Origin of the sequence: Arthrobacter koreensis (assembly GCF_009193255.1) — a bacterium.
In the GTDB taxonomy this organism is placed as follows: Bacteria; Actinomycetota; Actinomycetes; order Actinomycetales; family Micrococcaceae; genus Arthrobacter_B; species Arthrobacter_B koreensis.
In genome coordinates this window covers 664,645-690,662 of record NZ_WACG01000001.1, presented here as the reverse complement: position 1 = coordinate 690,662, position 26,018 = coordinate 664,645, and the positions used below count along the sequence as shown (strand labels likewise).

Below are 26,018 nucleotides of genomic sequence, written 5' to 3'. Positions count from 1 at the left end.
GGCGGAAGCGGGGACCGGCATGGCTCCTAATTCAAGTTTGTGAGGACTCTGTGGGTTCAGTAATCAAGAAGCGCCGCAAGCGTATGGCCAAGAAGAAGCACCGCAAGCTGCTTCGTAAGACCCGCCACCAGCGCCGCAATAAGAAGTAAATTCTTCTTAGCTGCCGCGAAGCCCGCCGTCCGCACAGGACCTGGCGGGCTTCCGCTTTTTAAGCTCCGCTCCGGCAGCTGTCCTAGCGGGAACGCACCCAGGAGAAACCGCGCCACAGCCCGTAGGCGGCACCCGCGAGTGAAGCCGTCTTCAGGCCCAGTGTTGCCGCCCGGCGCCCGGAACGGAAGTCATAGACCGGCCAGTTCCGGTCCCGGGCATGGCGGCGCAGCCGGGCATCCGGATTGATCGCCACAGGGTGGCCCACAAGACTGAGCAGCGGCACATCGTTGTAGGAGTCGCTGTAGGCCCAGCAGCGGTCCAGGTCCAGCCCTTCCTGCTCGGCCAGCGCCTTCACACCGGATGCCTTCGCCGGCCCGTGCAGGAACTCACCGACCAGGCGTCCGGTGTACAGGCCGTCCGTGACTTCGCTGACCGTTCCCAGTGCGCCGGTGAGGGAGAGCCTGCTCGCGATAACCGAAGCGACTTCCACCGGAGTCCCGGTCACCAGCCAGACAGGCCGTCCGGCCTTCAGGTGCTGTTCGGTCAATGCACGGGTTCCCGGCCAGATCTTGGAGACGATCATCTCGTCATAGACTTCCTCGCCCAGGATACGGACGTCCTCCGCGGCCAGCCCGGTGGCGAACGCCAGGGCCGCGTCCCGCACGCTGTGGACGTCCTTCATATTCTCGCCCCGAAGCATGAACCGGATCTGCTTGACCGCGAACCCTGCCGCTTCACGGAGCGTGAAGACTTTCTTCTGGTACATTTTCCGGCCCACGTGGAACAGGCTGGCCCCTCGCATCAGGGTGTTGTCCACGTCGAAGAATGCTGCTTCCCCCGGGTTGCCTTCCGCGGCCGGAGAATCGGCGGCACGGACGAGCGCGGGACGGGGCATGCAAGAAGTCTACTGAAAAACCTCACCGGAACGCGGAAACGCTGCCAGGAGACTAAGTTGGAAGTCATGAAAGATGCGTCTTCCGGAGCCGGTGTACCCGAGCTCCTCCTGCTGACCCGCCCCGGCTGCCACCTGTGCCAGGGCGCCCGTGAAGTATTGGATCGGGTATCCGCGGACCTTGGTGTTCCGTGGCAGGAACGGTCGATCGCGGAGGATCCCGAGCTGCAGGAACGCTTCGCCGAGGAGATTCCGGTGCTGATGATCGACGGCGTGCAGCGCGACTTCTGGCAGATCGACGAGGCCCGCCTGCGCCGCCTGCTGGCAAAGTAACCCTGCGCTAAACACACTTGGTCGCCGGGAGAAGCGGTTCTAGAGTGGAGAACCTGCCGGGGCATCCCGGCTGCCAGGAGCCGCACCGCAGCCCGTAGCTATCGAAAGTTGCCGAAGTGAGTATGCCGGAAGAGTCAGCCTCCGCAGGCCCGGCCGTGCCTGCGCACGGCCGGCACATACCCCCGGCTTCCCTCGCGCGGCTAACCGTCTACCTCAGGGTCCTGGGCACCATGCTGACTGAGGGTGTTGAACGGGTGTCCTCCGAGGAACTCGCCGAAGCCGCGGGGGTAAATTCCCCCAAGCTCCGCAAGGACCTTTCCTACCTGGGTTCCTACGGAACCCGCGGCGTTGGATATGACGTGCCCTATCTCAGCGGACAGATTTCCGCAGCCCTGGGCCTGACCCTGGACTGGCGCGTGGCGATCATTGGTGCCGGTCACCTGGGACGGGCCCTGGCCGGCTACCCGGGATTCGGGTCCCGGGGCTTTGAAGTGGTGGCGCTTTTCGACGCCGATCCGCTGGCCGTGGGCCAGGAAGTCGGCTGGCTCCGGATCAGTGAAGTGCAGTCGCTGGAAGCCGTGCTCGAAAAAACACGGGCCAACATGGCTGTCCTGGCGGTGCCTGCTGAAGCCGCCCAGGAAATGTGCACGCGCCTGGTGAACGCCGGAATAACGAGCATCCTCAGCTTCGCCCCAGTGGTCCTGCAGGCTCCCCCGGAAGTCCAGATCCGCAAGGTGGACATGGCAACCGAACTGCAGATCCTCGCGTACCACGCGCAGCGCGCCCAGGTCTCCGCCATCGCGACGGATGCCCAGGCGCGCCTGATGCGCTGAGGCCTAGGCGATCCTGCCTCCCTTGGTCGCGAAGTACCGGCTGCTGGCCGGCAGGAACAGGAGGCCGGTTCCCACCAGGGCCAGCAGTGCCCCGGCCACCTGGACGGAGGAACCATCCCGGAAGGCAAAGTACAGCGCAGCGGCAACCACCACGCACCCGCCGGTCCGCGCCCAGCTCCTGCCGTCCCGAACCAGGGACGCCAGGAGCAGGAAGATTCCAAAGGCGACGGCGGATACGGCCACATCCGCGACCCTGGCGAAGGACAGCACCATCTCAACCGGAACGCGCAGTTCCGCCAGTTGGGCCGCTGCCTGAGGTGCAGGCCGTTCCGGATCCAGGGCCGCGCGGAGGCCGGCAACCAGGCTGAGCACGCCGCCTGCGATGAGGAGCAGTGCCGCGGTATTGATGGCGAGGGGTGCCGGGCGCCGAGTCTTGCGAGCTGAGATCTGCGGCGGCCGCGGTGCTGCTGCGGGAGCCGACGGCGAGTGGTCCGGCCGGTGCGGTGTCTTGGCTGCGGGCCGCGGCTGGACGGGTGCCTTGGCAGGCTGCCCGGTAGTGGTTGCTTCCTGGCTGGCCTTCGTCTCCGCGGTGCTGTCTACGGGCAGCGTCCTGGATCCATCAAGTGCAGCAGGGGAGGAGTGCGCCTTGGTCCGGCGGGAAGCCGGGGACGAGAGCGCCAGCTGGATGACTGCGTCGGGGAAGCGGGCCCAGCCGAACAGGCGGTCGCCGATTCCCGTGTGTCCTGCCGTTGAATCCGGCGGATGCAGGCCGGCCGTATTCCTGGCCTGCAGGTCATGGTCCGGGGACAAAGTATTGCCGCCGGGTGGCCGGCGAGGACCGGGATGCAGGATGCGGTTGGCGAGGGAATGGGTGCCTGCTCGGGATGAGCGGGGCGCTGCGGGAGGAGTCGTCATAATCGTCGCCGCCTTCACAAGACCGGAAGAATCGAAACTCCGCCGTGATCCCGAAGGTGCCCGGCGGAGACTCAACGCTACGCGTCAGTGCTCCGGCTGTGGACTGTGCTGCCCCGAACCCGTCTCCCCGCGGCCCAGATTCTTTTCCCGTGGGCCGGTTGGCAGGGCGGAAGCCCTAGTAAGCGCGGTAGGGGTTGAACTCCCGGCGCCGGAAGTAGGGGTTGCTCGGGCGGAGGTAGAGCATCACAATTCCGGCGATTCCGGCCAGTGATGACAGCAGCGAGAGCCAGCCCAGCGGGGACATCACATAGGCGGGCAGGGAAACCAGCAGGCCTACGGCAGAAAAGGCGGCGAAAACCGTGCCGAGGATCCGCGCCCAGTTGTGCCCCTTCAGGATGAACCAGCCGATCAGGACGTACAGGCCAAGTCCAATAATGCTCAGGACCACGGAGAACCAGACGACGAAGCCTCCGGCGTCCTGGACGTCGACGTTGGCATCCCGCAGGGCATCCATCTGGGAGGCGGTGAGGACGTCCGGCAGCCGGAAGGAAGTCACAAGGTTGTTGATCAGGGACAAGACCCCGGCGGCGATGATCAGCCAGAAACCGAGAACAACCTCGCGGGGTGCCGGACCCTTCGGCTGGCCCTGCTGCTGGGGTGCCCCCGGGGAGCTGTAGCCGGAAGGCTGGGCCGGCTGGTAACCGTAGGACTGGCCGTACTGGCCCTGTCCGGGCTGCGGGGGAGTGTGCTGCTGACCCTGTTGCCCGGAGGCCTGGCCATACTGTCCGTAGCGGGGTTCGGGCCGGGGATCCGGTCCCGGGCCATCGCCGTGGGCGGCGTTGCCGCCGTCCTGCGGATCGGGAACGTTGGGAGTGCTCATGGGGCCCGCCTGCCGTGTGGATTGGCCTGCCGGAAGGTCTCCGGCAGGGCAGATAACCCATCTGCGAAGTCGCAAGCCAGTCTATGCCCCCTGCCAGCCCGGACACACCGGGAGCGGCCCTTTTCCAGCGGGCCGGAACACGTTAAAAACGGATCCGGAGCGCGTTCAGCGCTCCGGATCCGTGTGGATGGGCGGATTAGGCCTTGACGAAGGCTACGTCCACGTTGATGGTGACCTTGTCGCCCACGAGGACGCCGCCGGTCTCCAGTGCTGCGTTCCAGGTCAGGCCGAATTCCTTGCGGCTAATGACCGTGCTGCCGGCGAAACCTGCGCGGGTGGCACCGAACGGATCAACGGCGACGCCGTTGAACTCGACGTCGAGCGTCACCGGGCGGGTGGTGTCCTTGATGGTCAGGTCGCCGGTGAGCTTGTACTCTTCGCCGGAACCTTCAATGCCGGTGGCGGTGAAGCGCAGTTCGGGGAACTGCTCGACGTCGAAGAAGTCCGCGCCCTTGACGTGCGCGTCGCGGTTGGCGTCGTTCGAGTTGAAGGATGCGGCGTCGATCACGGCAGTGATCTTGGAGTCACCCAGGTCCTGGCCAACTTCCAGAACCGAGGTCACCTTGTCGAAGTTGCCGCGGACCTTGCTGATGCCGGCGTGGCGGACGGTGAAGCCAACTTCGCTGTGGGAAGAATCGAGGTTCCAGGTGCCTGCGGTCAGACCGGTGGGGATCATGTGTTTCTCCTTGGTTGTTGCAGTGGCGAAGCGCTTTGCCCCACCACCAGTAGATGCATTTGCATCCACTATTGCATACGTTGCTCAAAGGTTCAACCGTTTGTGAAGATTTAATCTTCCCCGGCGTGTCTGCGAGACTGGGAGGCATGTCCCGCGCCTCAATCCACCTCGTCCGCCACGGTGAAGTCTTCAATCCGGACGGCATTCTCTACGGCAGGCTGCCCGAATTCCATCTATCGGACCTCGGGCGGGAAATGGCGGACCGTGTTGCGAACTACTTCGCCGAACGCCGGAACGACGGCGCGAAGCTGGTGTACCTGGTTGCCTCACCCCTGACCCGTGCGCAGGAGACGGCGGCTCCGATCGCCCGCGCGCTCGGAGTCGAAACCATCACTGACGAGAGGATCCTCGAAGCGGAGAACCGTTTCGAGGGACTGCCCGGGGTCAAGCGGCAACTGCGCAATCCGAGGTACTGGCCGCTGCTGCGCAACCCCATGAAGCCTTCCTGGGGCGAGCCCTACGCTCAGCAGGTGGACCGGGTCATGGCCGCAGTGCATGAGGCGAGGATCCATGCCCTTGAGCTGGGCGGCAGTGGAGCCGAAGCAGTGCTGGTCAGCCACCAGCTGCCCATCTGGGTCACCCGGCTGGCAGCCGAGGGGCGCAGGCTCTGGCACGACCCCCGCAGCCGCGAGTGCACGCTCACCTCGGTGACCACCCTGGACTTCAATGACATGGAACTTACCGGGGTCCGCTACGCCGAGCCGTCGGCCGACCTCCTGCCCGGGGCGGCGAATCTCCCCGGCGCATAATACAATTACTACGCGTTGTAGAAGTGGCCGCCCCCTGCCGCGATGAAAGCTGGAGCTCCGTGAAGAAACCCACAAGCGAAACATCACCTGCTGCCATGCACCGCAGGTCCTTCCTGCGCCTTGGCGCCGGGCTGGCAGTTGGCGTGCCGCTGGCGGCTGCCCTGGCCGGTTGTTCGGCCGATGATCCGCTTGCCGAACAGGCCAAAGCCGGAGACAACAAGAACTACATTGCCGGTGACGGCTCCGTCACCGAGTACGCCGCCTCCGAGCGCGGAGAGCCGGTCCGCCTGACCGGAACCCTCTTTGACGGCACGGAAGTCAGCGCTGCGGACTGGGCCGGCGACGTCGTCGTCCTGAACTTCTGGTACGCCGCCTGCGCGCCGTGCCGGAAGGAAGCCCCGGACCTCGTGGAACTCCATGAGACCTACGCCCCGGAAGGTGCACGCTTCTACGGCGTGAACATCCGCGACGAAGCCGAGACCGCCCAGGCCTTCGAGCGGAACTTCGCCATTCCCTACCCCAGCTTCGAGGACCGCAACGGGGGAGTGCTGCTGGCCATGACCAGCTTCGTGCCGCCGCAGGCCGTTCCCACCACGCTGGTCCTTGACCGCGAAGGCAGGGTAGCCGCACGCATCCTGGGCCTGGCGGACAAGGGAACGCTGAAGACCCTCATCGCCGACGCGCTGGCCGCGTAGCCGACGTGCCGCCCGTGCTTCCAGCTGCCGCCGTGCCGGCAGCCAACGTCTTCGCCGAAACGATCCTGAACGGATCGATGCTTCTGGCGATCCCCGTTGCCGTGCTGGCCGGGCTCGTTTCCTTCCTCTCCCCGTGTGTGCTGCCGCTGGTGCCCGGCTACCTGGGATACGTCACCGGCCTGACCGGAATCGACCTGCAGAAGCAGCGCCGCGGCCGGATGTTCACCGGCATCGCCCTGTTCGTACTGGGCTTCTCCGTGGTGTTCGTGGCCATCGGGGCGGGAATCGGCCAGCTGGGTGCCTGGCTGCGCGGTGCGGAGCAGGTGTGGATCCAGCAGGTGCTGGGTGCGCTGATCATCCTGCTCGGTGTCATCTTCATGGGCGGCCTCTCCTGGTTCCAGCGCGACCGCAAGATCGAGGCCCGCCCGCCCGCCGGGCTCTGGGGCGCTCCGCTGCTGGGCATCACATTCGGCCTGGGCTGGGCCCCCTGCCTGGGCCCAACCCTCTCCGCCGTGCAGTTGCTCTCCTTCTCCGGCGACGACGCTTCCGCGGCCAAGGGTGCGCTGCTCACCTTTGTCTACTGCCTGGGGCTGGGACTGCCGTTCCTGCTGATCGCCCTCGGCTTCCGGCGCGGCATGGGGGCCCTCGGATTCTTCCGCCGCTACCGCGTAGGGCTGCAGCGTTTTGGCGGCGGCATGCTGATTGCCCTTGGCCTGCTGATGGTCACCGGCATCTGGAACCTTTGGATCAACCAGCTGCAGGGCTGGCTGGACAGCGTGACCCTGCCGATCTGATGACTAAACCCTCGAATCCCTCCCCAGAGAACAATGAGAACCAGTTGAAACCGAAACCGGAGAGCGAAATGACGCCACAGCCTCCCGTGGAGAACACGGAAGCGGAGACCGCTGCCGCGGACCGTGCGGGCAAAAAGGCTGACAACGACGTCGCCCTTCCTGCCCTGGGACTGCGCGGCACCCTGCGCTGGGCGTGGACGCAGCTCACCAGCATGCGCACGGCACTGTTCCTGCTGCTGCTGCTCGCAGTGGCGGCGGTGCCCGGATCGCTGTTCCCGCAGCGTCCAGCCAACCCCGGAGCAGTAACCCAGTACATCCAGGACAATCCGGACACCGGGCCCTGGCTGGACCGGTTCCAGCTGTTCGACGTCTACTCCTCGGTATGGTTCTCCGCCATCTACCTGCTGCTGTTCATCTCCCTGATCGGCTGCGTTATTCCCCGTGCCAAGGTGCACTGGAAGGCCCTGCGCTCCAAGCCGCCCCGCACGCCCACCCGGCTTTCCCGCCTGCCGGAATACGGAACCCTGGCCGTGCAGGCTGGTACGGGACTCACAGCCGCCGACGCCGCCCGCGACGCAGCGGCCGTCCTGCGCAAGCGCGGGTACCGCGTTGAGACCCGGGACCTGGACGGTAACCGTCCGTCCGTCGGCGCCGAGCGCGGTTTCGCCAAGGAGACCGGCAACCTGGTGTTCCACGTTTCGCTGATCGGTGTCCTGGCCTCCGTTGCCGTCGGCGGACTGATGGGCTACAACGGACAGCGCATCGTGGTTGAGGGGGATACCTTCGTGAACACCCTCGTGGGATACGACACCTTCAGCCCGGGCACGAACTTCTCCGAGTCCCAGCTCAGTCCCTATTCCCTGACGCTCGACGACTTCGACGTCACCTTCGACCGGCAGCCCAACGGCAATGTCCAGCCCCTGGACTTCACTGCCAGCGTGACCGTGCAGGAAGACGCCGAGGAAGAACCCCGCCAGGAGACCCTGAAAGTCAACGAGCCGCTGAACATCGGCGGCACCAAGGTCTACCTGGTCGGTAACGGCTACGCTCCGGTGGTCACGGTGCGTGACGGGGAAGGCGACATCGCCTTCCAGGGCCCGGTAGTCGGCGTGCCGACGGACGGCGTCTACACGTCCCTGATGGTCATCAAGGCACCCGACGCCAAGCCGGACCAGCTCGGATTCGTGGGGTTCTTCCTCCCCACCGCCATGCTGGACCCCGCCGGCGTCTCCTTCTCCGGAGACCCTGATCCGGTCAACCCGCAGCTGAACCTGAACTCCTACTACGGAGACCTTGGCCTGGATGACGGCGTGCCCACCAACGTGTTCGTCCTGGACACCGATGACCTCACCGAACTTAACAACCGGGACCTCGATTCCGGCGGCATCGTCCTGGGCATGAACCAGAGCTACGACCTCCCCGAGGGCAAGGGCTCCATCAGCTTTGACGGGCTGCTGCGCTACGCGGCCCTGGACGTGCACTATGACCCGGCGAAGACTGCGGTGGGCGTTTTCGCCGCGCTCAGCCTCCTCGGCCTCTCGGCGTCGCTCTTCATCGCACGCCGGCGCGTCTGGGTCCGTACCGGAACGGCCGACGATGGACGCATAATGGTCGAGTACGGATTGCTGGCCCGGGGCGAAGACCCGCGGCTGGAAACTGAGGGCGAAGCACTGCGGACCCTGCTTGAAAAGAAGTGGCTGGCGGACGCCCCCGCCGAAACCCCAGCGGAAGGCCAGGGAACCCCGGCCGATGCATCAGTGACCGGCAGCACCGGACGCACGGAAGAAGAAGGTAAGGACTCCTAATGCCCTCCATTGACTACCAGCTCGCGGAATACAGCGATCTCTTCATGCTGCTGGCGGCGTTCACGTACACCGTCGCGCTGCTTGCGTTCGCCTGGGACCTGGCAAAGAGCAGCAAAACCCTGAAGGCGATCGACCAGAAGGCTGCCGTCCAGTCCGCCCCGAAGGTCATGGTGACTGCCGGAGCGCCGTCGTCCGGCCCGGCGGATTCCAACCGTGAGTGGTCCGGCGAAGCCGTCACCGCTGACGACGCCATGGGCTACACCGGTAAGCGCCGCAACGCGGCCCGCGTCGCCGTCGCGCTGACCGCACTGGCTACGCTCATCCATGCAGCCGCCGTGGTTTCCCGCGGCCTTGCCGCGCACCGCGTGCCGTGGGGCAACATGTACGAGTTCTGCACCACCGGCGCGCTGGTGGTCTCCGTGGTCTTCCTGCTGGTGCTGCTGCGCCGCGACCTCCGGTTCCTGGGCACCTTCGTGGTTGGCCTGGTGCTGATCATGATGATGGCCGCGACCATCGGCTTCCCCACCCCGGTGGGGCACCTGATCCCGGCACTGCAGAGCTACTGGCTGATCATCCACGTTTCCGTCGCGGTCATCGCGTCCGCCCTCTTCACCCTGACCTTTGCCATGTCCGTGCTTCAGCTGCTGCAGGCTGACCGTGAATCCAAGGCCCGCGCCGGCGGCAAGGAACGTTTCGGCTTCCTGAAGATTGTTCCCTCGGCGCAGTCCCTGGAGAACTTCTCCTACCGCATCAACGCCGTCGCGTTCGTGCTGTGGACCTTCACCCTCATGGCCGGTGCCGTGTGGGCCGAGCAGGCCTGGGGCCGTTACTGGGGCTGGGACACCAAGGAAGTCTGGACCTTCGTGATCTGGGTTGTCTACGCCGGTTACCTGCACGCCCGCGCTACCCGCGGCTGGACCGGCACCCGCGCCGCCTGGCTCTCGATCGTCGGCTACCTGTGCGTGGTCTTCAACTTCACGATCGTGAACGTCTATTTCGCCGGCCTGCACAGCTACTCCGGCGTCTAGCAGCTCTCGTCCAAGGACCCCGCTCCGGCTTCTGCCGGGGCGGGGTTTCTTGCTGTGTCTGGTGAGTGCGGTCCGCTCTGGTGGGGCTTCCCTCCAACCACGGGAGTAGTCCGCGACGGCGCTGCAGCGGGGGCCCCGGCGAGATGGGCACGGCGGGTGGGGGCGCATGGACCGGGGGTCACACAGGTAACCGGGGCACACGAAAAGCCCCGTCCCGGAAAGGATTCCGGAACGGGGCTTCGAGGCTTACGGTGCCAGGCTAGCTGTTGCTGCTGGGCTTCTCGTCGTCGTTCTGCTTGGAGCGCTTCTCACGGTCAGCGATTTCCTGCTCGCGGCGCTTGAGCTCTGCCTCCTTGGCCTGCTGGCGGCGGCGGATTTCCAGGTTGCGGAGGAACTCAGGATCGTCATCCGGTGCGGTGGGGCGGCGGGGAGCGCGGGGCTTGGGCTCGGGTCCGTGGCCGGGGCGGCCAAAGAGGAACCAGAGAATAGCGCCGAGAACCGGCAGCAGGAGGATCACTGCGATCCAGAAAGGTTTGGAGATGCTCCGCACTTCATGGGCCCGGGACATCAGGCAGTCGATGACGGCGTAGATAATTACGGCTGCTACGACGATGACGCCGAGGAGTACGAAGCGGGGCATGCCCCCAGTGTAGTGGAGCCGGCTGGAGGCGGCCTGAATGGTTTCCAAAGGCACCTAATTCGTTTTCGAGGCTGTGAATCAACTGGGAGACCGGATGGGCCCGTGCCCGTAGAATGGGCACGTGGCTTTCTGGAAATTTACTGCTCTCCGCCTTGGTCTGGTGGCAATCTTCTTCATCGCCGGTGTGTACCTGCAGTTGGGGCTGGTGCTCTCCGCGATCGTCTCTGCCATCCTGGCCTGGTGCGTGACGTACCTCTTCTTCCGGGACATGCGCGACGCAGCGGCCGTCGGCCTGCAGAGCCGTTTCAGCGAGAAGACGCCTCCGTCCCGCAACCGGGCCGAGCTGGATGACTCGGCTGCCGAGGACTCGCTGCATGACGCCAACCCGGACGTCACCATCGACGCGGACCGCAAGCCCCGCGAGAGCTGACACCGGTCCCTCCGGCCGTCCCTGCTAGGGTCGACGGACAGTCCTGCCCGCAGAACGGCGGGTAGCCGTGGGGGAGCGCATGTCGAATTCAGAACTCAGAAGCCGGTCAGAGCAGGCCGAAAGTTCCCGCAACCGGCGCTGGCTGATCGCAGTGATTATCGGCCCGCTGGCCCTGGGGCTGGCTGCGGCAGTGTGGATGGCCACGGTTTCCGGCGATCTTCCCGACCGCCTCGCCAGCCACTGGGGACCTGACGGCGTAGACGGGTACTCGTCCCTGTGGACCATGGCAGCCATTGCTGTCTTCGCCGGCGGCGGAAGCGGTGCCGTCATTGCAGGTCTGTCCGTCCTGACCCGTGGCTATTCGGCAGTCCTAGCCCGCATCGGGGTTGGATTCGGTATCGCCTTCGGTGTGCTGATGACGGGACTGGCCGTCGCCGTCGTCGCCGGTCAGATCGGGCTCGCTGACGCTTCGCAGGCGGAGGTCGACGGACCGGTGATCTGGATGTCCGCCGTCGTCGGCTGTGCCGCGGGTATCGTCTGCGGCTGGCTCTATCGCCCCGCAGAAGCTGACCGGACGCCCAGCGCGGATACATTGTCCGCCGATGCAGCCGCAGCCAACCAGGACTCAATGGTGGCGGCAGATGCACGCCGGACCGCCGCCAACCGGGAAAGCATGACGGTCAGGATCTCCATGGGGCCGGGCAAGTGGCCGCTCAGCCTTGGCACCGGCGCCGCAGTCGCGCTGAGCCTCGTCTTCATCCATCCTGCCCTGGCCCTGCTGGGGCTTCCCACGGCCGCGCTGCTGTGGATCTTCTCCTCGGGCAAGGCAATCATTGACGACGCCGGTGTGCGGGTATTGGCGGGCGGGTTCTGGAAACTAATGCCGCTGGCACACCGGGAGATCGCCGCTGCGTCGGTGCAGGATATCCAGGCCCTGGACTTCGGCGGTTGGGGGTACCGGATCAGCGCTGCGGGCACTGGCTTCATCCTTCACAGCGGTCCGGCGCTGATCCTGACCGCAGGCTTCAACCAGAAGTACGTCATCTCAATGCCGGACGCTGAGACCGCAGGACGCGCCTGTGCCCTGGTAAATGCCTACCGCGCTGGCCTGGGGGATGAACCGGGTACGCCTCGGGGCTAAAATGCCCCGAAGGCTAGGCCAGCAGCCGGGTCAGCACCAGGGCCAGGCCGTAGATGACGCTGAAGCCAAGGTTGATCAGGCCGGTCTGCTTGAGCACCGGAATCAGGCTGCGGCGCTTCTTTCCCTTGAGCATCAGCCAGCTCGGCATCAGGCACGCCGGCAGCAGCAGCAGGACGAGCAGTACCCAGGGGTAGTCGCCCACCAGGAGCAGCGGCAGGAGCAGGGCCAGCGCCAGCATCATGACGTAGCTGATGCGTGCGGCGTCGTCGCCCAGGCGCACGGCGAGGGTCCGCTTGCCGGACTCCCGATCAGTGGGGATATCCCGCACATTGTTGGCCATCAGCAGTGCGGTGGCAATCAGTCCCGTGGAGACCGCGCCGATCCAGGCCGCGGCATTCACCGTGCCGGCCTGCGTGTAAGTGGTGCCCAGGGTGGCCACGAGACCAAAGAAGACAAAGACGAAAACATCACCCAGGCCGAGGTACCCGTAGGGGTTCCGGCCTCCGGTGTAGCCCCAGGCAGCGGCAATGCAGCCCACGCCGACGAGCAGCAGGAACCAGGCCTGGGAAAGGACCACCAGAGCCAGTCCTGCAGCCATCGCCAGGCCGAAGGCCGTAAACGCGGCGTACTTCACCGATTTCGCCGGTGCGGCACCGGAACCGGTGAGCCGCAGCGGACCAACCCGGTTGTCGTCGGTGCCGCGGACGCCGTCGGAATAGTCGTTGGCGTAGTTGACGCCCACCTGAAGCAGGACTGCCACGGCGGCCGCGAGCACGGCATTGAGCCAGCGGAAGCCGCCCAGATCGAACGCCGCAGCGGAGCCGATTATCACCGGAGCAACCGCCATCGGAAGTGTCCTGGGGCGTGCCCCCTCCAACCATTGCGCCGCTGTGGCCACAGTTCATTCCTTCTTCGTTTGGCGTTCTTGGGCTGATGCGCGCCGGAGGGAGATGTTCCCTCCGGACAGCTTCATTCTCCCGCACCGCCGCCGGGACCGCGAAAACGCCGTCCGCCGCGCGCCGAGATAGCAGAAAGTGCACGTCTCAGCGCTGAGACGTGCACTTTCTGCCATCTCGATGGGGGAGAGGGGGGAGCGGGGGGGGGGGTGGCCTAACCGCGGGCGGCGGCGAGCAGCTGGCGCACAGCCAGACGGTCGGTCTTACCGCCGGGCAGCAGGGGAAGCCGTTCCAGCTCCACCACTACCTTCGGAACAGCGGGCGCGCCGAGTGCGGAGCGGACGGCGCTGCGCAGCCTGCCGGTGTCCACGGACCCGACGACGACGATTCCCACCACCGCGCCCCACTCCGGGTCATCGAGCCCCATGGCCACCGCCTGGTGCACCTCGGGAAGCTGTTCGGCGGCTGCGGCAACTGCAGCGCCGGAGACCTTCACCCCGCCGGTGACGATCACGTCGTCGAGCCGGCCGGACACCGAGACGACGCCGTCCCCGGACACGGAACCGGTGTCATCTGTGCGGAACCAGCGCTTGCCGGAATGGAAGGCGAACCGCTCGGCGCTCAGTTCAGGCGCACCAAGATAACCTTCCGCGAGCATGTCCCCGGCGATCCAAAGCCGGCCCTGGTCTTCCTGGACCTCCACGCCGGGCAGCGGAACGCCGTCGTACACGCAGCCGCCGGCGGTCTCGCTCATGCCGTAGGTGCGCACCACGTGAAGTCCGGAGTCCTGGGCCTGCGCCAGCAGCGACGGGCTGGCGGCGGCACCGCCGAGCAGGATCGTGTCGAAGCGGCGCAGCACCGCCAGCGTGTCCGGAGCGGGATCCGTGAGCAGCCGGTGCAGCTGGGTGGGCACCAGGGAAGTGAGCCGGGTCCGGTCCGTCATGGCCTGCGCGGCGGCCGTGAAGGCCTCGGGGCTGAACGGGGCACCCGTGTCCATCAGCACCGGTTCAGTTCCGGCGTAGAGCGACCGCACCAGCACCTGCACGCCGGCAATGTAGTGCACCGGCAGCGCCAGCAGCCACTGGCCGTCCTGGCCCAGGTGCATCGCGGTGGCCATCGAAGAAGCCGCCAAGGCATCGGTGCTGAGCATGGTCTGCTTGGGTGTGCCGGTGGATCCTGAGGTGCTGATCACCAGCGCGACGTCGTCATTGGGCAGTTCCCCGGTGAAGGTCTGCGCCGGATCGGCATGCGGCGCGACGGCGGGGCCTTCCCCGGCCAGCGCAGCGGCGAGCGGCGGCAGCAGGTCCCCGGCGTTGAAGCCGGACGGCGTGTGGACTGGAAGCAGTTCCATGGCGTCCTAGAAGTAGTAGGGGAAGTTGGACCAGTCCGGGTCCCGTTTCGCCAGGAACGCTTCCTTTCCCTCCACCGCCTCATCCGTCATGTACGCCAGCCGGGTGGCTTCGCCGGCGAAGACCTGCTGGCCGGCCAGGCCGTCGTCAGCCAGGTTAAAGGCGAACTTGAGCATGCGGATGGCCTGCGGAGACTGCCGGGCAATGTCCGCAGCATATTCCAGGGCCACCTTCTCCAGGTTTTCGTGGTCCACCGCTTCGTTGACGGCGCCCATGGCCACCATGTCCTCGGCGGAGTATTCGCGGGCCAGGAAGAAGATTTCCCGTGCGCGCTTCTGGCCGATTTGCCGGGCCAGCAGGGCCGAGCCGTAGCCGGCGTCGAAGCTGCCAACGGTGGCGTCGGTCTGCTTGAACTTACCGTGCTGGCGGGAAGCGATGGTCAGGTCCGAGACAACGTGCAGGCTGTGCCCGCCGCCGGCTGCCCAGCCGTTGACGACGGCGATAACCACCTTGGGCATGGTGCGCATCAGGCGCTGCACTTCCAGGATGTGCAGCCTGCCGGCGCGTGCCGGATCAATGGTTTCCTGGGTCTCTCCATCGGCGTACCGGTACCCGTCCCGGCCGCGGATCCGCTGGTCGCCGCCGGAGCAGAAGGAGTGCCCGCCGTCCTTGGGGGAGGGGCCGTTGCCGGTGAGCAGGACGGTTGCCACGTCCGGCGTCATCCGCGCGTGGTCCATGGCCCGGTACAGCTCGTCCACGGTGCCCGGACGGAACGCGTTGCGCACCTCGGGCCGGTTGAAGGCGATCCGCACCGTGGGCAGGTCTCGCACAACGGCGCCGTCGGCGTCGCGCTCCACCTGCCGGTGGTAGGTCATGTCGGTGAAGTCGTCGAAGCCGCCAACCACCCTCCACTGCCTGGGATCGAAGATGTCAGAGACCTGCTCGGGAAGTTGTGTGCTCACGCATCGAGTTTATCGCGGCCGCAAAACGCGGCCTGCGGGACAGCCACGGCGGCATCTTCGCTGCTGCCGGACAGGAATCAACCCCCACGCTGTTGGCCCCGCGGAGCGGCGCGTAGCTTGAAGAAATGGCTAGCAGCTCCGTAACGGGGACAGACGGCCCCGCATCAGACGCACTCCTGAAACTCGGCAGGTTCTTCACCCGATGGGATGAGACGGCCGACGGCCGCGCGGTCTTCCGCGAAGGCGGACGGAAGGGCGACGCGTTCTACCGGAACCGGTGGAGCCATGACAAGGTGGTCCGTTCCACGCACGGGGTGAACTGCACCGGGTCATGTTCCTGGAAGGTCTACGTCAAGGACGGGATCATCACCTGGGAAGCACAGGAAACCGACTATCCAACGGTGGGCCCGGACCGGCCCGAGTACGAACCCCGCGGCTGCCCGCGAGGCGCCGCGTTCTCCTGGTACACCTATTCGCCCACCCGGGTGCGGTACCCCTATATCCGCGGGGTCCTGCTGGAAATGTACCGCGAGGCCAAGCAATCCTCCGGCGGAGACCCGGTGCTGGCGTGGGAGGCACTGGTGGCTGACCCCGAGAAGCGACGCACCTGGCAGCAGGCCCGCGGCAAGGGCGGGCTGGTGCGTTCCAGCTGGCAGGAAGCCCTGGAGATGACGGCGGCGGCGCATGTTTCCACCATCAGGAACTTCGGGCCGGACCGCTGTACCGGGTTTTCCCCGATCCCGGCCATGTCCATGGTTTCCCACGCTGCCGGTGCCCGGTTCATCAACCTGATCGGCGGGGTGATGAACAGCTTCTACGACTGGTACGCGGACCTCCCGGTGGCGTCCCCGCAGGTGTTCGGCGACCAGACGGACGTCCCCGAATCAGGAGACTGGTGGGACGCGACCTACCTGATGATGTGGGGCTCCAACATTCCCGTGACCCGCACCCCGGACGCGCACTGGATGGTGGAAGGGCGCTACCGCGGCACCAAAGTGGTGTCCGTCAGTCCCGACTATGCGGACAACACCAAGTTCGCCGACGAATGGCTGCCGGTCCAGGCGGGTTCCGATGCGGCGATGGCGATGGCCATGGGGCACGTGATCCTCAAGGAGAACTTCGTGGACCGGCGTGTGCCGTTCTTCGAGGACTACGTCCTGCAGTACACCGACCTGCCGTTCCTCGTCACCCTGGTGGACGGACCGGGCGGCACCACAGTGCCGGGCAAGTTCCTCACGGCACGGGACCTCGGCGGGGAGAGTGCGCAGGCGGCGGACGCCGCGTTCAAGACCGTCCTGGTGGACCGGTTCAGCGGGGATCCCGTGGTGCCCAACGGTTCCCTGGGGTTCCGGTACAACGACGACGACGCCGGCAAGTGGAACCTTGACCTGCAGGGTGTGGTGCCATCTCTCTCGCTGGCGGACACCGCCGGATGGTCCGGTGAGACCTCTGGCGTGGACCTGCCCGTGTTCTCGGATCCTTCCGGCACCGGGTCCGTGGCGCACCGCGGCGTGCCGGTCGCGGACGTGGCCGGCCGGAAGGTCACCACGGTCTTCGACCTGATGCTGGCGCAATACGGTGTGGGCCGGGACGGGCTGCCGGGGGACTGGGCGGCGGGATACGACGACGCCGCCACCGCCTGCACTCCGGCCTGGCAGGAGGAGCTGACGTCCGTTAAACCCTCCGCGGTGATCCGCACCGCCCGGGACTTCGCCGCGAACGCCGAGAAATCCAAGGGCCGGTCCATGATCATCCTGGGCGCCGGAATCTGCCAGTGGTACCACGGGGACGTTACCTACCGGGCGATCCTGGCCATGCTGATGCTCACCGGATGCGAGGGACGCAACGGCGGCGGCTGGGCACACTATGTGGGGCAGGAGAAGTGCCGCCCCATCACGGGCTGGGCGGCCATGGCCTCGGCCGGCGATTGGAACCGTCCGCCGCGCTTTATGATCGGCACCGCGTTCTGGTACATGCACACGGACCAGTTCCGGTCTGACGGCTACTCAACGGACGGGGTGCAGTCCCCGCTGGCCGAGGGCCATCTGCGCGGCATGCACTCGGCAGACGTGATTGCCAAGTCCACCCGGATGGGCTGGATGCCGTTCTTCCCGCAGTTCGATGCGAAGAATTCCCTGGACGTGGCGGATGAGGCCGCGGCCGGCGTCGAACGCGGCGAAGCCGAAACGCCGGCACGCTGGGTGGCAGACCGCCTGAAGGAAGGCCGGCTGCGCTTTGCCGTGGAGGACATCGACGCACCGGAGAACTGGCCGCGGACCCTCATCCTCTGGCGGTCCAACCTGCTGGGCTCCTCGGCCAAGGGCGAGGAGTATTTCCAGAAGCACCTGCTGGGCACCCTGAACAATGTGCTGGGAACGGACCACGGCGATGCCCGGCCCAGGGATGTGGTGTGGCGCGAGGAAGCACCGCAGGGCAAGCTCGACCTGCTGGTCTCGGCGGACTTCCGGATGACCAGCTCCACCCTGCTTTCCGACGTCGTGTTCCCGGCCGCCACCTGGTATGAGAAATACGACCTCTCCTCCACAGACATGCATCCGTACGTGCATGCCTTCACCCCGGCGATCGCGCCGCCGTGGGAATCGAAGTCGGACTTCGAGCTGTTCCGGCTGCTTTCCGTGGAGTTCTCCCGGCAGGCTGCCGTGCATCTGGGTGTCCGCAGGGACCTCGTGGCCACCGCGCTTACGCATGACACCCCCGGGGAGATCGCCCAGCCCGGCGGTCACGCCCCGGACTGGAAGAACACGGACGTTCCCGCGGTTCCCGGGAAAAACATGCCCACGCTCGCCGTTGTCGAGCGGGACTACCCGGCCATTGGGGACAAGTTCACGGCACTGGGTCCGCTGGCGGAAACGCTGGGCTTCACCACCAAGCACGTCACCTACAGGGTGGATAAACAGGTGCGGCAGCTGGCGCAAAAACACGGCGTCTTCGACTCCGGTGCCGCCCGCGGCAGGCCGGCAGTGGATACGGACGCCCGGATGGCGGAGGCCATCCTGCTCTTCTCCGGCACCACCAACGGCGAACTGGCCGTCCAGGGCTTCGAAACCCTTGAACAGCGCACCGGAACTCCGCTGGCAGACCTGGCGGCCGGCGCGGAAGACAGAATCATCACCTTCCGCGACACCCAGGACCGCCCGACGCCGGTAATCACCTCCCCGGAATGGTCCGGGTCCGAGTCCGGCGGCCGGCGCTACGCGCCGTTCACCATCAACATTGAACGGCTCAAACCCTTCCACACGCTCACCGGGCGGATGCACTTCTTCCTGGACCACGACTGGATTCGGGACATGGGGGAGGCCCTGCCGGTGTTCCGTCCGCCGCTGGACATGCACCGGCTGTTCGGTGAACCCAAGCTGGGCACCCGGGGGGAACTGTCCGTCGCGGTGCGGTACCTGACCCCGCACAACAAGTGGTCGATCCACTCCGAGTACCAGGACAACCTCTTTATGCTTTCGCTCTCCCGGGGCGGTACGGCGGTGTGGATGAGCCCGCAGGACGCGGAGCTGATCCAGGTGGCGGATAACGACTGGGTGGAGTGCGTGAACACCAACGGCGTGCTGGTTGGCCGGGCCATCGTCTCGAGCCGCATGCCCGCCGGGGTGGTCTACGTGCACCATGCCCAGGAACGGATCATCGATACCCCAAAGTCCGAGGCCACCGGACGCCGCGGCGGCATCCACAACTCGGTCACCCGGATCCTGGTCAAACCCAGCCACATGATCGGCGGGTACGCCCAGCTGTCATGGGCCTTCAACTACCTGGGCCCCACGGGCAACCAGCGGGACATCGTCTCCGTGGTCCGCCGGCGCTCGCAGGAGGTGAGCTACTGATGAGGATCATGGCGCAGACTGCGATGGTCATGGCACTGGACAAGTGCATTGGCTGCCACACCTGTTCGGTGACCTGCAAACAAGCCTGGACCAACCGGGCCGGTACCGAATACGTGTGGTTCAACAACGTTGAAACCCGGCCGGGGCAGGGCTACCCGCGCCGGTATGAGGACCAGGAGAAGTGGCGCGGCGGGTGGGAGCTGAACCGTCGCGGAAACCTAAAGCTGAAGTCCGGCGGCCGGGCCGCGAAGCTCTTTGGCCTGTTTGCCTCACCGGTGCAGCCCGAGCTCAGCGACTACTACGAACCCTGGACGTATGACTACGAGAACCTTATCCAGGCCCCGGCCGGGAACGATTTCCCGGTGGCCCGGCCCAAGTCCCTGATCACCGGGGACACCATGAAGATCAAGTGGTCGGCGAACTGGGATGACGATCTGGGCGGTGCCCCGGAGACCGCGCAGCAGGATCCGGTGGTGGAGAAGCTGCGCCGCGATGCCGAGGACAAGGTGAAGTTCGAGTTCGACCAGACTTTCATGTTCTACCTGCCGCGGATCTGCGAGCACTGCCTCAACCCCTCCTGCATGGCATCCTGCCCCTCCGGCGCGATCTACAAGCGGGAGGAAGACGGAATTGTCCTGGTGGACCAGGACCGCTGCCGCGGCTGGCGGCAGTGCGTCACCGGCTGCCCGTACAAGAAGATGTACTTCAACCACCGCTCCGGCAAGGCAGAGAAGTGCACATTCTGCTATCCCCGGATTGAGGTTGGCCTGCCCACGGTGTGCGCGGAGACCTGCGTGGGCCGGCTGCGGTATATCGGGATTTTCCTGTACGACGCCGACCGCGTCACCGAAGCGGCGGCCACGCCCAACGAGCAGGACCTCTACGAAGCGCAGCTGGACCTCATGATGGATCCGAACGACCCGGAAGTGGTTGCCGCCGCCCGGGCCGAAGGCATCCCGGAGGACTGGCTGGACGCGGCCCGCCGGTCCCCGGTGTACACGCTGGCGAAGGAACTGCGGGTCGCCCTGCCGCTGCATCCGGAGTACCGGACCATGCCCATGGTCTGGTACGTGCCGCCGCTCTCACCGATCGTGGACGTGCTCAAGGACCAGGGGCACGACGGCGAGGACGCCCGGAACCTGTTCGGCGCCATTGAGGCGCTGCGCATTCCGGTGGAGTACCTGGCGGAACTCTTTACCACAGGGGACACGGACCTGGTGACTTCGGTGCTGCGCAAGCTCGCGGCCATGCGTGCCTACATGCGGGCCATCACCCTGGGCGACGCCCCGGAGGAATCAATCGCCACCGACGTGGGGATGACCGGGGAAGCCATCGTGCGGATGTACCGGCTCATGGCGGTGGCCAAATACGAGGAACGGTATGTGATTCCCAGCGCCCACCTCGAGGATGCGCACAACCTCGAGGAAATCGGCTGCTCGCTGGATACCGACGGCGGGCCGGGGATGGGCCAGACTGGCGTTTTCGGTGAAGCGTCCGGGCGTCCTCTGCCGGTAGCGGTAGAGAACTTCGCAGCACTCGAGGCACGGCAGCGCGGCGAGGACCCGGCCGGGAACCGGGACATGACGGGCCGGGTCAACCTGCTGAACTGGGACGGACGGGGTTCGCCCCGCGGGTTGTTCCCGCCGGGCCAGGCTGAGGGCGGTGAACGGACATGAGCCTGCTGGAGAAGCTGCTGGGCAAACCCGGCAAGGGCACGCTGGCCCCCGAAGCCTACGCGGACAGCAATCCCCGGCGCAGCGCCGTCGTCCGCCAGGTGGCGTCGCTGCTGCTCCAGTACCCGGACGAGGCCCTGCTGGCCTCCCTGCCGCTGCTGCGCACCGCGCTCGCCGAGGAGGAAGCGCTCACCGACGGCATGGACGAGTTCCTGGAGTGGTTCACGGAACGCCCGCTGACGGTTCTCCAGAGCGAATACGTCCAGGAATTCGACCTGTCCAAACGGCACAGCCTGCACCTGACCTACTGGACCGACGGCGATACCCGCCGCCGCGGCGAAGCGCTCGCCGCCTTCAAGGAGGTCTACCGGGAACACGGGATACTGCCCGAGGGCACGGAGCTGCCGGACTACCTTCCGCTGGTGCTGGAGTTCGCGGCCAAGGTTTCTCCGGCTGACGGCTACGAACTGCTGCAGCGCTACCGTCCTTCCGTGGAACTGCTGCGGCTCGCCCTGCGGGACGCCGGCCTGCCCTACCACCACCTGCTGGCGCTGGTCTGCTCTACCCTTCCCGGTGTCTCGCCCGAGGACGCCCAGACGGTGATGCGCACCGCCGGCTACGGTCCGCCCACGGAAAGCGTGGGCCTGGAACCCTACAGCTCCCGGCTGCTGCCGCTCTCCGAGAGGAACCGGACATGACTGCTGCAGGCTCCCGCTTCCCCGCCGATGTGCCCCCGCCGGAGAACGTGACTGTCACCCTGGGCGACGTCATGCTCTGGGGCGTGCTTCCGTACGTGGTGATCGCCGTCCTGGTGCTGGGCTCAATCTGGCGGTACCGCTATGACCAGTTCGGCTGGACCACCCGGTCCTCCCAGCTCTACGAGGCGCGGATCCTGCGCATCGCCTCCCCGCTGTTCCACTTCGGGATCCTGGCGGTCATTGCCGGGCACTTCATCGGGCTGGTGATTCCCCAGTCCTGGACCCAGGAGGCGGGGATCTCCGAGGGGCTGTACCACGCGTTAGCCCTCGGGATCGGGCTCATCGCGGGGATCGGCACCATGGTGGGGATTGTCCTGCTGATTTACCGGCGCCGCACCACGGGGCCGGTGTTCATGGCCACCACCCGGAATGACAAGCTGATGTACGTCGTCCTGGTTGCGGCCCTGTTCGCCGGGCTGGCTACGACTCTCATCTCCGTCTTTGATCCCAGCATCACCGATTACCGGGAAACGGTCTCGCCCTGGTTCCGGTCCATCTTCATCTTCCAGCCGGACATCGCGGCGATGACCGCCGCGAGCCTCTCCTTCAAGATCCATACCCTGTGGGGCCTGGCCCTGTTCGCCATCTGGCCCTTTACCCGGCTGGTGCACGCGTTCACGGCTCCGCTGCAGTACATCTTCCGCCCGTACATCGTCTACCGCTCCCGCGGGAAGCGGAAAGCTCCGGGGGCCGTGCCGCCGCGCCGCGGCTGGGCGCCGGTGGGCACACCGGACCGGGACCGCAGGGGAGTTCCCCGGCAGTAAGGACTTCGCGAGAGGACAGCCATGGCACCGGCACCATCCGCACCGGCCGCCCCGGACCTGAAATCCGGGCAGCTGCTGAACCTGATCACGGCCACGGTGGCCTCCACCGTGGGCTTCTGGGCCTGGACCATCATCGGCCCGCTTTCCGCCCGCTACACCCAGACACTGGACCTGAACCCATCCCAGACGTCCATTCTGGTGGCCATGCCCATCCTGGTGGGCTCCCTGGCCCGTATCCCGGTGGGCGCCTGGACCGACCGGTACAGCGGGCGGCGCATGTTCACGCTGGTGCTGGGAGCCACGGCGCCGCTGGTCCTGCTGACAGCGCTGGCGGGAGAATCGGGAAGCTACGCGCTGCTCATCATCGTCGCGTTCTTCCTCGGCATCGCCGGTACAGTCTTCGCGATCGGCATTCCGTTCTGCTCCGCCTGGTATGACCGCAGCCGCAAGGGCTTCGCCACCGGTGTCTTCGGCGCCGGAATGGTTGGCACCGCCGTGTCCGCGTTCTTCACGCCCCGCCTGGTCGCCGGCGTCGGATACTTTCCGGCGCACCTGATCATTGCCGGCGTGGTAGCGCTGATGGCCGTGATCAGCTGGCTGGTGCTGCGCGAGTCCCCGGCCTGGAGCAGGCCCACGGAGCCAACGCTGCCCAAGATCCGGCATGCGTTCACGCTCAAAGCCACCTGGCAGCTGTGTTTCCTCTACGGGATTGTGTTCGGGGCGTTCGTCGCGTTCTCCAACTACCTGCCCACCTACCTTGGCAACGTGTACAACTGGGACGCTACAGACGCCGGGACCCGCACCGCAGGTTTCGCCGTCGCGGCGGTGATTGCGCGGCCCATTGGTGGAACCGTCGCGGACCGGATCGGCCCCAAGATCGTGACCCTGGTGTCCTTCGCGGGCACCGTGGTCCTGGCCATGGTAGTGGCGTTCCAGCCCAGCCAGGAACGGGTCTATGGAACGGCGTTCCTGCTGATGGCGCTGTTCCTGGGACTCGGCACAGGCGGCGTCTTTGCCTGGGTGGGACGCGCTGCTCCGCCGAAGGACGTGGGAACCGTCGGCGGAATCATCGCGGCCGCCGGAGGATTAGGCGGCTACTTCCCGCCGCTGGTCATGGGCGCAACCTACGACGCCGAGAACTCCAGCTACTTCGTCGGCCTGACCCTGCTGGCGGTTTTCGCGGCGCTGGCGCTGCTGCTGACCTTCACCGTGCGCAACGGCGGGAAAACCGACGAACGGGCGGCAGCGCCGTCGTCGTAGCCTTGGCCACGCCGGGCGCCGGAGTAGAGTCGGACGATGGGTGCAACAGAGCTGATCCTCATCCGTCACGGCGAAAGCGCCGGCAACGTCGCGGCCACCCGGGCCCAGGAAACCGGGGCTGAAGTAATCGACGTCGGGCTCCGTGACCCGGACGTGCCGCTGAGTTCCGACGGCGAGCGGCAGGCCATGGCGCTGGGCGCCTGGCTGGCAGCCCTTCCCGCGGGCGAACGGGCGGACTCGGTCTGGTGTTCACCGTATCTGCGGGCCCGGCAGACGGCCGAACTCGCCGGGCTGTCCCCCTTCCGGGTGGATGAACGCCTGCGGGACCGCGAACTGGGAATCCTTGACCTGCTCACATCGCGCGGCGTCGCAGCCCGCTACCCGGCCGAAGCCGAGCGCAAGCAGTGGCTGGGCAAGTTCGCCTACCGTCCCCCGGGCGGTGAGTCCTGGGCCGATGTTGCGCTCCGGCTGCGCTCGCTGCTGCGGGACCTGGACGACGCCGAAGACGGACGCCGCGTGGCGGTAGTCTGCCACGACGCGGTGATCCTGCTGCTGCGCTACGTGTGCGAAGGGCTCCTGGAAGCAGACCTGCTGGACATCGCCTCCACGGCCAGCGTCCGGAACGGCTCCATCACCCGTCTGGTCCGCCCCACGGGAACCGGTTTCTGGGCCGTCGCGGACTTTAACGCAGTGGAGCACCTCGCCGCAGGCGGCGCCCCGGTTACCGAACATGCAGGAGATGACAATGTCCACCCGCGCTGAACTGGTCACCCCGGCACTGCTGCGTGCCTGGCAGGTCTCCCGGGACGCCGAGGGCAAGGATGACAGGGGAACCGTCCTGGTGATCGGCGGTGCCCGGCGCACACCCGGCGCCGCGATCCTCACCGGGCGGACGGCGCTGCGGGCCGGCGCCGGGCGGCTGACGCTCGCTGTTGCCGAAGCCGCCGCCGTCGCCTCCGCCGTCTCGCTGCCTGAGTGCGGCACCGTGGGCCTGCCGGAGAAAGGACAGCGCATCGAGGGGAGCGCTGCCGCCGATGCCCTGGGCACAGACCTTGAAACCGCGGACGTCCTGGTGGTGGGTCCTGGCCTGGACAACGCCGAAGACACGGCAGACCTGCTGCGCAGCATTAGCTCCGGGATCCCGCAGGAGGCATCCGTGGTACTGGACGCCTACGCGCTGGGCGTGCTGCCGGGCCTGCCGGAACTGGGCGGGCTCCTGGCCGGCCGTCTGGTGCTGACACCCAACCGAACCGAAGCTGCCCGCCTGCTCGAGGTGGATGAGGTTGAGGACGCCGACGCCGCAGCCCTGGAGATCGCGCGCCGCTACGGCGCGGTGGTGACCAGCAAGGGGCGGATTACCGCCCCGGACGGGCGCGCCTGGGAGGTTCCGGCCGGCAATCCGGGGCTGGCCACGTCCGGAAGCGGCGACGTCCTGGCCGGTTCCGTGGCCGGTTTCCTGGCCCGTGGAGCAACACCGGATCAGGCAGCCTGCTGGGGCACGTACCTCCATGCCGCGGCCGGGGACAGGCTGTCATCCTCGAAGGGGCCGCTGAGCTTCCTGGCCAGTGAACTGCTCGAAGCCATGCCGCAGGTGATGACGGAACTGACGGTGTAGTGCCTCTGCGTTAGTGCCTGCACGGCGCGGGGCCGATACTGTGGGTTGATGGCAACACCTGACCTCCCGGCCCAACCACGCCGCGCCGTCCTGCAGGAGGCGCCGCTGTCCTACCGCTTCTCCAGGAGCGACGGCGCAGCCCTGGCTTTCTACGTCGCGGCCATGCTGCTGCTCAGCCTGACGCCGGCTGCGCTTGCGGTGACTGCCGTGATCGAGGACCCGGTAACGGCGTCGTACGCCGTGAACTTCACCTTCTACCTGGTCGCGGGAGTCCTCGCATTTGTTGCGGCCCGCCAGTACGTGGTGCGTGAAACCCGGATCCTTGCGACGCGGCCCTGGCTCACGCTGGGCGTGATTCCGCTGTCCATTCTCGCGATGCTGGTCGCCACCATGATCCTGGTACTGCTGACTGGTCCGCCGGAAACCGCAGTCAACCAGGTGGCAGCCCAGGACCTGATGACCTCAGTGTCCCCGTGGCTGATCGTGCCGCTGTTCGTGGTGCTTGCTCCGTTCGTGGAGGAGTACATCTACCGCCATCTGCTGATCGGCAAGCTGTCGCGGCGGGTGAACATCTGGGTGTGCGCGCTGCTGTCCGTGATCGTCTTCTCCGGCATTCACGTCCTGGGCGAATCCGAGTTCTCGCTGGCTGTGCTCGTCCCGTACCTGGCCATGGGAGTGGTGCTGGTGGGCGTGTACATGTGGGCAGGAAACAACTTCATGCTGTCCTACTTTGTGCACGCGGCGAAGAACCTGCTGGCAGTGGTCCTTACCTATGCCGTTCCCGCGGAGCTGCTGCAGCAGTAGCCGGG

26 protein-coding genes are annotated in these 26,018 nt (G+C 66.6%); 18 read left to right on the top strand and 8 right to left on the bottom strand.

All coding sequences use genetic code 11. The features are described 5' to 3' along the window. The first annotated feature begins 50 nt into the window (after nt 1-50). On the top strand, nt 51-149 hold the full coding sequence (locus GD628_RS03250) for a 30S ribosomal protein bS22 (RefSeq protein WP_003792170.1): 99 nt from the start codon (nt 51-53) through the stop codon (nt 147-149). Between the two features lie 83 nt (nt 150-232). Here GD628_RS03250 and GD628_RS03245 read toward each other — a convergent pair whose 3' ends face one another. Beyond that, nucleotides 233-1,045, bottom strand: a complete 813-nt coding sequence (locus tag GD628_RS03245; RefSeq protein ID WP_091602029.1) for an HAD family hydrolase — start codon at nt 1,043-1,045, stop codon at nt 233-235. 66 nt (nt 1,046-1,111) lie between these two features. Between GD628_RS03245 and GD628_RS03240 the strand changes: the two genes are divergently transcribed. Both GD628_RS03240 and GD628_RS03235 read left to right on the top strand, forming a co-directional pair. Then, nucleotides 1,112-1,375 (top strand): glutaredoxin family protein, encoded by a 264-nt coding sequence (locus tag GD628_RS03240; protein WP_152273811.1) that lies wholly within the window; start codon nt 1,112-1,114, stop codon nt 1,373-1,375. Between the two features lie 122 nt (nt 1,376-1,497). Continuing rightward, entirely contained in the window at nt 1,498-2,208 is a 711-nt protein-coding gene (locus tag GD628_RS03235) for a redox-sensing transcriptional repressor Rex (RefSeq protein ID WP_091602031.1), read from the top strand. Nucleotides 2,209-2,211: 3 nt separating this feature from the next. Here GD628_RS03235 and GD628_RS03230 read toward each other — a convergent pair whose 3' ends face one another. The 3 genes from GD628_RS03230 to GD628_RS03220 all read right to left on the bottom strand — a co-directional run bounded on the left by GD628_RS03230 (nt 2,212) and on the right by GD628_RS03220 (nt 4,739). Next, a complete protein-coding gene (locus tag GD628_RS03230) occupies nt 2,212-3,123 on the bottom strand; it encodes a hypothetical protein (protein ID WP_152273810.1) in 912 nt (303 codons plus the stop codon). 175 nt (nt 3,124-3,298) lie between these two features. After that, a complete protein-coding gene (locus tag GD628_RS03225) occupies nt 3,299-4,003 on the bottom strand; it encodes a hypothetical protein (protein ID WP_152273809.1) in 705 nt (234 codons plus the stop codon). Between the two features lie 196 nt (nt 4,004-4,199). Further along, nucleotides 4,200-4,739, bottom strand: coding sequence for a YceI family protein (locus GD628_RS03220; RefSeq protein ID WP_091602040.1), 540 nt, complete (start codon nt 4,737-4,739; stop codon nt 4,200-4,202). A gap of 146 nt (nt 4,740-4,885) precedes the next feature. Here GD628_RS03220 and GD628_RS03215 point away from each other — a divergent pair, with 146 nt between their 5' ends. The 5 genes from GD628_RS03215 to ccsB all read left to right on the top strand — a co-directional run bounded on the left by GD628_RS03215 (nt 4,886) and on the right by ccsB (nt 9,870). Then, complete coding sequence (locus GD628_RS03215; protein ID WP_152273808.1) at nt 4,886-5,548, top strand: histidine phosphatase family protein; 663 nt, start codon at nt 4,886-4,888, stop codon at nt 5,546-5,548. A gap of 95 nt (nt 5,549-5,643) precedes the next feature. Then, a complete protein-coding gene (locus tag GD628_RS03210; protein ID WP_091602046.1) occupies nt 5,644-6,243 on the top strand; it encodes a TlpA family protein disulfide reductase in 600 nt (199 codons plus the stop codon). Nucleotides 6,244-6,320: 77 nt separating this feature from the next. After that, a complete protein-coding gene (locus tag GD628_RS03205; RefSeq protein ID WP_091602267.1) occupies nt 6,321-7,037 on the top strand; it encodes a cytochrome c biogenesis CcdA family protein in 717 nt (238 codons plus the stop codon). A gap of 68 nt (nt 7,038-7,105) precedes the next feature. Further along, nucleotides 7,106-8,842 (top strand): cytochrome c biogenesis protein ResB, encoded by a 1,737-nt coding sequence (gene resB, locus GD628_RS03200; RefSeq protein WP_152273807.1) that lies wholly within the window; start codon nt 7,106-7,108, stop codon nt 8,840-8,842. Further along, nucleotides 8,842-9,870 (top strand): c-type cytochrome biogenesis protein CcsB, encoded by a 1,029-nt coding sequence (gene ccsB / locus GD628_RS03195; protein ID WP_091602052.1) that lies wholly within the window; start codon nt 8,842-8,844, stop codon nt 9,868-9,870. The genes resB and ccsB overlap by 1 nt, the downstream gene beginning before the upstream one ends. Nucleotides 9,871-10,129: 259 nt before the next feature. Here ccsB and GD628_RS03190 read toward each other — a convergent pair whose 3' ends face one another. Further along, a complete protein-coding gene (locus GD628_RS03190) occupies nt 10,130-10,510 on the bottom strand; it encodes a PLD nuclease N-terminal domain-containing protein (RefSeq protein WP_152273806.1) in 381 nt (126 codons plus the stop codon). 121 nt (nt 10,511-10,631) lie between these two features. Between GD628_RS03190 and GD628_RS03185 the strand changes: the two genes are divergently transcribed. Then, complete coding sequence (locus GD628_RS03185; protein WP_091602055.1) at nt 10,632-10,940, top strand: DUF4229 domain-containing protein; 309 nt, start codon at nt 10,632-10,634, stop codon at nt 10,938-10,940. A 79-nt stretch (nt 10,941-11,019) separates the two neighbouring features. Continuing rightward, nucleotides 11,020-12,081 carry an SdpI family protein gene (locus GD628_RS03180; protein WP_152273805.1) on the top strand — a complete coding sequence of 354 codons (1,062 nt, stop codon included), beginning with the start codon at nt 11,020-11,022 and terminating at the stop codon, nt 12,079-12,081. Nucleotides 12,082-12,094: 13 nt separating this feature from the next. Here the strand turns inward: GD628_RS03180 and GD628_RS03175 are convergent, their stop codons facing one another. From GD628_RS03175 to GD628_RS03165, 3 genes are all read right to left on the bottom strand, one after another. Further along, nucleotides 12,095-12,979: a 1,4-dihydroxy-2-naphthoate polyprenyltransferase gene (locus tag GD628_RS03175; protein ID WP_091602061.1), complete on the bottom strand. Its 885-nt coding sequence runs from the start codon at nt 12,977-12,979 to the stop codon at nt 12,095-12,097. Nucleotides 12,980-13,191: 212 nt separating this feature from the next. Beyond that, a complete protein-coding gene (locus tag GD628_RS03170; RefSeq protein ID WP_152273804.1) occupies nt 13,192-14,328 on the bottom strand; it encodes an AMP-binding protein in 1,137 nt (378 codons plus the stop codon). A 6-nt stretch (nt 14,329-14,334) separates the two neighbouring features. Then, nucleotides 14,335-15,288: a 1,4-dihydroxy-2-naphthoyl-CoA synthase gene (locus tag GD628_RS03165; RefSeq protein WP_152273803.1), complete on the bottom strand. Its 954-nt coding sequence runs from the start codon at nt 15,286-15,288 to the stop codon at nt 14,335-14,337. A gap of 125 nt (nt 15,289-15,413) precedes the next feature. On the opposite strand from GD628_RS03165, the gene GD628_RS03160 reads away from it, so the two are divergent. The 8 genes from GD628_RS03160 to GD628_RS03125 are packed head-to-tail and all read left to right on the top strand — an operon-like array spanning nt 15,414 to nt 26,013. Beyond that, nucleotides 15,414-19,139 (top strand): nitrate reductase subunit alpha, encoded by a 3,726-nt coding sequence (locus tag GD628_RS03160; RefSeq protein ID WP_152273802.1) that lies wholly within the window; start codon nt 15,414-15,416, stop codon nt 19,137-19,139. Further along, complete coding sequence (narH, locus tag GD628_RS03155; protein WP_152273801.1) at nt 19,139-20,815, top strand: nitrate reductase subunit beta; 1,677 nt, start codon at nt 19,139-19,141, stop codon at nt 20,813-20,815. Before GD628_RS03160 ends, narH begins: the two co-directional genes overlap by 1 nt. Further along, nucleotides 20,812-21,510, top strand: a complete 699-nt coding sequence (gene narJ / locus GD628_RS03150) for a nitrate reductase molybdenum cofactor assembly chaperone (RefSeq protein WP_152273800.1) — start codon at nt 20,812-20,814, stop codon at nt 21,508-21,510. Before narH ends, narJ begins: the two co-directional genes overlap by 4 nt. Further along, entirely contained in the window at nt 21,507-22,334 is an 828-nt protein-coding gene (gene narI, locus GD628_RS03145) for a respiratory nitrate reductase subunit gamma (RefSeq protein ID WP_152273799.1), read from the top strand. The genes narJ and narI overlap by 4 nt, the downstream gene beginning before the upstream one ends. A 21-nt stretch (nt 22,335-22,355) precedes the next feature. Further along, nucleotides 22,356-23,594 (top strand): nitrate/nitrite transporter, encoded by a 1,239-nt coding sequence (locus tag GD628_RS03140; protein ID WP_152273798.1) that lies wholly within the window; start codon nt 22,356-22,358, stop codon nt 23,592-23,594. Nucleotides 23,595-23,630: 36 nt separating this feature from the next. After that, nucleotides 23,631-24,356 (top strand): histidine phosphatase family protein, encoded by a 726-nt coding sequence (locus GD628_RS03135; protein WP_152273797.1) that lies wholly within the window; start codon nt 23,631-23,633, stop codon nt 24,354-24,356. Further along, nucleotides 24,340-25,209 (top strand): NAD(P)H-hydrate dehydratase, encoded by an 870-nt coding sequence (locus GD628_RS03130; protein ID WP_226802315.1) that lies wholly within the window; start codon nt 24,340-24,342, stop codon nt 25,207-25,209. Before GD628_RS03135 ends, GD628_RS03130 begins: the two co-directional genes overlap by 17 nt. Nucleotides 25,210-25,257: 48 nt before the next feature. Further along, nucleotides 25,258-26,013: a CPBP family intramembrane glutamic endopeptidase gene (locus GD628_RS03125; protein ID WP_091602091.1), complete on the top strand. Its 756-nt coding sequence runs from the start codon at nt 25,258-25,260 to the stop codon at nt 26,011-26,013. The last annotated feature ends 5 nt before the right edge of the window (nt 26,014-26,018 follow it).

Coding starts and splice junctions, on each gene's coding strand:
- GD628_RS03180 (WP_152273805.1), top strand. CDS start 11,020: ATGTCGAATTCAGAACTCAGAAGCCGGTCAGAGCAGGCCGAAAGTTCC.
- GD628_RS03130 (WP_226802315.1), top strand. CDS start 24,340: ATGTCCACCCGCGCTGAACTGGTCACCCCGGCACTGCTGCGTGCCTGG.
- GD628_RS03160 (WP_152273802.1), top strand. CDS start 15,414: ATGGCTAGCAGCTCCGTAACGGGGACAGACGGCCCCGCATCAGACGCA.
- GD628_RS03240 (WP_152273811.1), top strand. CDS start 1,112: ATGAAAGATGCGTCTTCCGGAGCCGGTGTACCCGAGCTCCTCCTGCTG.
- GD628_RS03220 (WP_091602040.1), bottom strand. CDS start 4,739: ATGATCCCCACCGGTCTGACCGCAGGCACCTGGAACCTCGATTCTTCC.
- GD628_RS03125 (WP_091602091.1), top strand. CDS start 25,258: ATGGCAACACCTGACCTCCCGGCCCAACCACGCCGCGCCGTCCTGCAG.
- GD628_RS03225 (WP_152273809.1), bottom strand. CDS start 4,003: ATGAGCACTCCCAACGTTCCCGATCCGCAGGACGGCGGCAACGCCGCC.
- narJ (WP_152273800.1), top strand. CDS start 20,812: ATGAGCCTGCTGGAGAAGCTGCTGGGCAAACCCGGCAAGGGCACGCTG.
- GD628_RS03170 (WP_152273804.1), bottom strand. CDS start 14,328: ATGGAACTGCTTCCAGTCCACACGCCGTCCGGCTTCAACGCCGGGGAC.
- GD628_RS03215 (WP_152273808.1), top strand. CDS start 4,886: ATGTCCCGCGCCTCAATCCACCTCGTCCGCCACGGTGAAGTCTTCAAT.
- GD628_RS03190 (WP_152273806.1), bottom strand. CDS start 10,510: ATGCCCCGCTTCGTACTCCTCGGCGTCATCGTCGTAGCAGCCGTAATT.
- GD628_RS03140 (WP_152273798.1), top strand. CDS start 22,356: ATGGCACCGGCACCATCCGCACCGGCCGCCCCGGACCTGAAATCCGGG.
- GD628_RS03245 (WP_091602029.1), bottom strand. CDS start 1,045: ATGCCCCGTCCCGCGCTCGTCCGTGCCGCCGATTCTCCGGCCGCGGAA.
- GD628_RS03135 (WP_152273797.1), top strand. CDS start 23,631: ATGGGTGCAACAGAGCTGATCCTCATCCGTCACGGCGAAAGCGCCGGC.
- GD628_RS03210 (WP_091602046.1), top strand. CDS start 5,644: ATGCACCGCAGGTCCTTCCTGCGCCTTGGCGCCGGGCTGGCAGTTGGC.
- ccsB (WP_091602052.1), top strand. CDS start 8,842: ATGCCCTCCATTGACTACCAGCTCGCGGAATACAGCGATCTCTTCATG.
- GD628_RS03230 (WP_152273810.1), bottom strand. CDS start 3,123: ATGACGACTCCTCCCGCAGCGCCCCGCTCATCCCGAGCAGGCACCCAT.
- GD628_RS03205 (WP_091602267.1), top strand. CDS start 6,321: ATGCTTCTGGCGATCCCCGTTGCCGTGCTGGCCGGGCTCGTTTCCTTC.
- narH (WP_152273801.1), top strand. CDS start 19,139: ATGAGGATCATGGCGCAGACTGCGATGGTCATGGCACTGGACAAGTGC.
- resB (WP_152273807.1), top strand. CDS start 7,106: ATGACGCCACAGCCTCCCGTGGAGAACACGGAAGCGGAGACCGCTGCC.
- narI (WP_152273799.1), top strand. CDS start 21,507: ATGACTGCTGCAGGCTCCCGCTTCCCCGCCGATGTGCCCCCGCCGGAG.
- GD628_RS03235 (WP_091602031.1), top strand. CDS start 1,498: ATGCCGGAAGAGTCAGCCTCCGCAGGCCCGGCCGTGCCTGCGCACGGC.